This is a genomic window from Acinetobacter portensis, from assembly GCF_009372215.1.
Lineage (GTDB): Bacteria > Pseudomonadota > Gammaproteobacteria > Pseudomonadales > Moraxellaceae > Acinetobacter > Acinetobacter portensis.
The window spans coordinates 1-5,225 of record NZ_LWRV01000118.1; the positions used below are offsets into that span (position 1 = coordinate 1).

Here is a 5,225-nt window from a genome sequence, read left to right on the forward strand (position 1 = left end):
GACAAACCCGGTACGGTTCAGGCTATTGTTGCTAAAATAGAATTATGTATCAATGTTGTTTGCTAATAGAATAGGTGTTTTGCATTGAAACTGATTCTATTCATATGGTGATAAAATGAAAAATATTTCTAATGTTGAATTTAATGCTGTTTTTCCTGATTATATGAATATTTTTAAATTGGTATAATAAGGCTAAATTTTGAGTGTTAACTGATACTAGAAACTTAATATTATATTTTTTAGATTTTCAGACCAATATATTATTTAGATTACATTTATAATTTTAGATAGAATAAATGTAATCTAAATAGAAAAAACTATTTTAAAAAGCACAATATTTCAATTAAATGGTTAATTTAGAATATCTTTTTAAGAGGTAAATACTTTTTAAATTGTAGAAGGGAGCATCAGGTTCATTCCACTGTAATTGGAAGATATTATTCCTTCTCAGAATTCCCTTTCAAAACCATATAAATCAAACCAACAAAAATAACAAAAGCACCGCCAATACTGCTTAAAGAGAAAAATACAATACGGTCATATGTTGTTAAATTGAATAACTGATTATCTACAATATGACGCATGAATAACCACTGTACGACAGCAAAGATAATTAAAACAATTGCACGACGACGAACTTCAGGACGCATAGCCATAGGAGATATTCACAATTAAGTGGAAAGTGGTGGCTATTATGCCACTGATATTCTTTAGACTCAATGCAGTAAAAAGCCCTGCAATTGCAGGGCTTTTTTGTTATTCCTCCTAAAAGGAGAAAAAGAAAGAAGTAAAAATTATTTAGCTTCTTCTGCTTTTGGTTTTTCGCGTAAACGAATACCTAAATCACGCAATTGGTTACCTTCAACTGGAGCAGGCGCTTGAGTCAATGGACATTCAGCTGTTTTCGTTTTCGGGAATGCAATCACGTCACGGATAGAAGATGCACCAGTCATCAACATCACTAAACGGTCAAGACCGAATGCTAAACCACCATGAGGAGGCGCACCGAATTTCAATGCATTTAACAAGAAGCTGAATTTCTCTTCCGCTTCTTCTTCATTAATACCTAAAGCTTCAAAAATTGCTTTTTGCATTTCTAGGTTATGAATACGTAAAGATCCACCACCAACTTCAGTGCCGTTTAATACCATATCGTATGCAACAGACAATGCAGCACCTGGGTTGTTCTTCACTTCTTCAACGCTTGATTTAGGAAGCGTGAATGGATGGTGAACAGAAGTCCATTTACCATCATCAGTTTCTTCGAACATTGGGAAGTCAACAACCCAAAGCGGAGCCCATTCGCAAGTCGCAAGATTCATATCGTGACCGACTTTAATACGTAAAGCGCCCATTGCATCATTTACAACTTTCGCTTTGTCCGCACCAAAGAATACGATGTCGCCATTTTCAGCTCCAACACGTTTCAACAAATCAAGTACGATTGGCTCAATGAATTTAACGATAGGCGATTGAAGACCTTCAATACCTTTTTCAAGTTCGTTAACTTTGATGTACGCCAAGCCTTTTGCACCATAGATGCCAACGAATTTAGTATATTCGTCGATTTGGCTACGAGGTAATGCACCAGCGCCAGGAACGCGTAAAGCGACAATACGACCTTTAGGATCTTTTGCAGGACCTGCGAATACTTTGAACTCAACGTCTTGCATCATGTCTGCAACGTCAACAAGTTTCAACGGAATACGCATATCTGGTTTGTCAGATGCATAATCACGCATTGCATCTGCATAAGTCATACGTGGGAATTTGTCGAATTCAACATTAAGAAGTTCTTTGAACATCTTAACTGTTAAAGTTTCCATTAAATCCATGATGTCATCGTCACTCATGAACGATGTTTCAACGTCGATTTGTGTGAATTCAGGCTGACGGTCAGCACGTAAGTCTTCATCACGGAAACATTTAGCAATTTGGTAGTAACGATCAATACCACCAACCATCAACAACTGTTTGAATAGCTGTGGAGATTGTGGAAGTGCGTAGAAGCTACCGTTAGAAACACGACTTGGAACTAAGTAGTCACGCGCACCTTCAGGAGTTGCACGCGTTAAGATCGGAGTTTCAACATCTAAGAAACCATTGTCTTCGAAATAGTTACGAATAAGGTTTGTTAACTTAGAACGGAAACGTAAACGATCTAACATTTCAGGACGACGAATATCAAGGAAACGATATTTCAAACGTACTTCTTCAGAAATATTTGTGTTTTCGTCATTCAATGGGAATGGCGGAGTTTCAGAAGCAGCAAGAACTTCGATGTCTTTGCCTAATACTTCAATTTGACCGCTAGTAATATTTGCGTTTTCAGTACCTTCGTAACGACGACGTACACGGCCTGTAATTTTTAATACAAATTCTGAACGAGCCTTATCCGCTGTTGCGAATGCTTCAGGAGTATCTGGGTCAATAACCACTTGAACTAGACCATCACGGTCACGCATATCAAGGAAAATAACACCACCGTGGTCACGGCGACGGTGTACCCAACCGCATAAAGTTACGGTTTGGTCAATTTGAGCTTCGGTTAAAGAACCGCAGTAATGAGTTCGCATCATAGCGTAAACAATCCAACTATATGGTTTAAGGCGAGCGAATGCGTAAACAGCGCACCGCTTTCGAATATTGAATTATGCCTCTTTTTGGGCATTTTGTCACAACAAGTCAAAGTAAAAAGCCTAAGCTTGAGCTTAAATTTTTAAAATTTTAATTAAGGCATGACTTATTTATGATTTTTTTTGAAATATTTATATTGATAAACGATGCAACATAATGAAAAACAAATTAATGCAGCTTGAGTAAATTTGTTGAGCATTCTACCTAAAAAATAATATTGATGATTGAGCCAAACTTCATATGAAATTTGTGAAGCGTAATAACTCAAAGCAATAAATCCAATAAATATACTTAAAGCTAAACTACATAAAATAAATTTTTGCTGATTTTTTAGGGAGATACTTGGGTTTTTGTACTTTTTATAATATTGATGAATCATGTAAAAAATAAACGGTAAAGGCAAAACTGAAGACACTATTTGTAAGATGAAAGCATAAGAATATTGTCGATTAAATAATGAAATTGTAGGTTCAAAAAATGGAAGAGGAATTAAAGTTCTTGAATCTAAATGCGTAAAGCTATCCCATAAAAGATGAGTTATATTGCCGATGATTAAAGCAATGCAGATCAATCCTAAAAATCTACAAAAATATAAAAAGTTTGAAATATTTAGGTCATCATTAAGTGATAAACATGAAGATAAAGTTGGGCGAAATAAGCTGTACCAAAGACAGCAAAATGCTAATCCTAAAAATAAATTAGGATAAAAAATAGCAGTCCAAGTATGTGTTTCTAAACCGCTTGAATTGGAAAAAAGTCTAAATAAATCTGGTGTCATACTGCCAATAGCAAGTGCTGCAATTGGAAGTTTGTTTTTTGATATTTTTGAAATAGGTGATGCAATTACTGTGTGAGCAAGCGTAAAAGGCATAATCAATATTTCAAAAAAGGGATATTGAGCAGACTAATTGAATTGTAATAAATGCACAAATATCTTGCATAAAATGAGTAATGTTATAATATAACAAAATCAAAACGATCTAACCTGAGTTTTAGACATGTCCTTTCATAAGAATTTGCTCACGCTATCTATTTTAGCTGCCTTTACACCTGTTGCTTTTGCACAAGATGATAAACAAGCACAACAATTAGAAACTTTAAAATCTACAGCACATCCATTGACGCAAACGGCTGCAGACTTTGCTGCAGCAGATAATGTGATTGGGCAAAAAACACTTTCAACAGGTGCGCCAACAATTGGTGATGCTTTGGATGGTCAGTTAGGTGTTCATACAAATCAATATGGTTCAGGTTCAAGCCGTCCTGTTATTCGTGGTCAAGATGGTCCACGTGTAAAAGTTTTACAACATGCTTCTGAAACAGCAGATGTTTCAACTTTGTCTCCTGACCATGCTGTAACTGTAGATCCTATTTTAGCTAAACAAATTGAAGTGATTCGTGGACCTTCTACTTTGCTTTATTCGGCAGGTACAGTAGGTGGTTTAGTTAACGTAACGGATAATAAAATTCCAACACAAATGCCTGAAAAGGGCTATGAAGGGCAAGTCGGTTTACGCTACAACTCAGGTAGTGATGAAAAACTTGCGAGTGGTGGTGTAACTGTTGGTTTAACAGATCAAGTCGCATTACGTGTTGAAGGTTTAAAACGTGATGCGAATGCATATATTGCGCCAAATTATTATCACGCTCATACGCATGAACATGACCTAGGTAATGGTCAGGTAGAAAAGCATACAGAATATGAAAAAGAGCGCCGTGTAGGAAATACTTTTGCAAAAGGTGAAACTGTAAACGTAGGTTTATCTTGGATTCATGACCGTGGATTCACAGGTATTTCATATAGCAATCGTCAAGATCAATATGGCTTACCAGGTCATAGCCATGAATATGAGTCATGTCATCCACATGATGATCATTTACATTGTGATGGTAATAACCATGCAGGACATAATAATGTACCAGGTCATAATCATGGCGGACATGGGCACGGACATGATCATGAAGAACATGAAGCAGGTCCTTGGGTAGATTTAAAAACAGAACGTTATGATTTCCGTTCGGAATTAGCAGATCCATTTGTAGGTTTTTCAAAATTACGTGCACATGCAAGTTATACAGACTATAAGCATGATGAAATTGAAGGTAATGAAGTTGCAACAACCTTTAAAAGCAAAGGCTACGATGGTCGCTTAGAGTTAGTTCATAACCCTGTTGCAGGTTGGGAAGGTGTGTTTGGAACGCAATATACTCAGCAGAAATTAGACATTACAGGTGAAGAATCTATTCTTGAGCCAACGAAAACACAAAAATGGAGTCTATTTGCTTTAGAACATAAACAAATTAATGACTTTCATATTGAGTTAGGTGCACGTGTAGATCATCAAACAATTGATATCGAATCAAATAAAAAGAATTATAGCGATCAGGCATTTTCTGGTTCTGCTGCTGTGAATTGGGTATTTGCACCAAATTACACATTATCTTTGGTTGGTTCACATCAACAACGTTTACCGCTTGCACAAGAGTTATTTGCAGATGGAAAACATCTTGCGACAAATACTTATGAACGTGGTAATGAAAATCTAGATGTTGAAAAATCAAATAATTTAGAGCCTATCCAGTATTAA

Annotated in this window: 3 protein-coding genes and 1 pseudogene; 1 reads left to right on the forward strand and 3 read right to left on the reverse strand. The window is 36.1% G+C overall.

Translation table 11 applies throughout. The annotated features are described in order from the left end of the window. Window positions 1-437: 437 nt before the first annotated feature. From A6M14_RS13890 to A6M14_RS13900, 3 genes are all read right to left on the reverse strand, one after another. On the reverse strand, window positions 438-656 hold the full coding sequence (locus A6M14_RS13890) for a hypothetical protein (RefSeq protein ID WP_152875852.1): 219 nt from the start codon (window positions 654-656) through the stop codon (window positions 438-440). A gap of 138 nt (window positions 657-794) precedes the next feature. Continuing rightward, a complete protein-coding gene (gene aspS, locus A6M14_RS13895; protein WP_152875854.1) occupies window positions 795-2,579 on the reverse strand; it encodes an aspartate--tRNA ligase in 1,785 nt (594 codons plus the stop codon). 164 nt (window positions 2,580-2,743) lie between these two features. After that, window positions 2,744-3,508: a DUF4184 family protein gene (locus A6M14_RS13900; protein ID WP_152875856.1), complete on the reverse strand. Its 765-nt coding sequence runs from the start codon at window positions 3,506-3,508 to the stop codon at window positions 2,744-2,746. A 127-nt stretch (window positions 3,509-3,635) separates the two neighbouring features. Here A6M14_RS13900 and A6M14_RS13905 point away from each other — a divergent pair. Continuing rightward, window positions 3,636-5,210 (forward strand): annotated as a pseudogene (locus tag A6M14_RS13905) (TonB-dependent receptor domain-containing protein); the annotation flags it as partial. Window positions 5,211-5,225 lie beyond the last annotated feature (15 nt).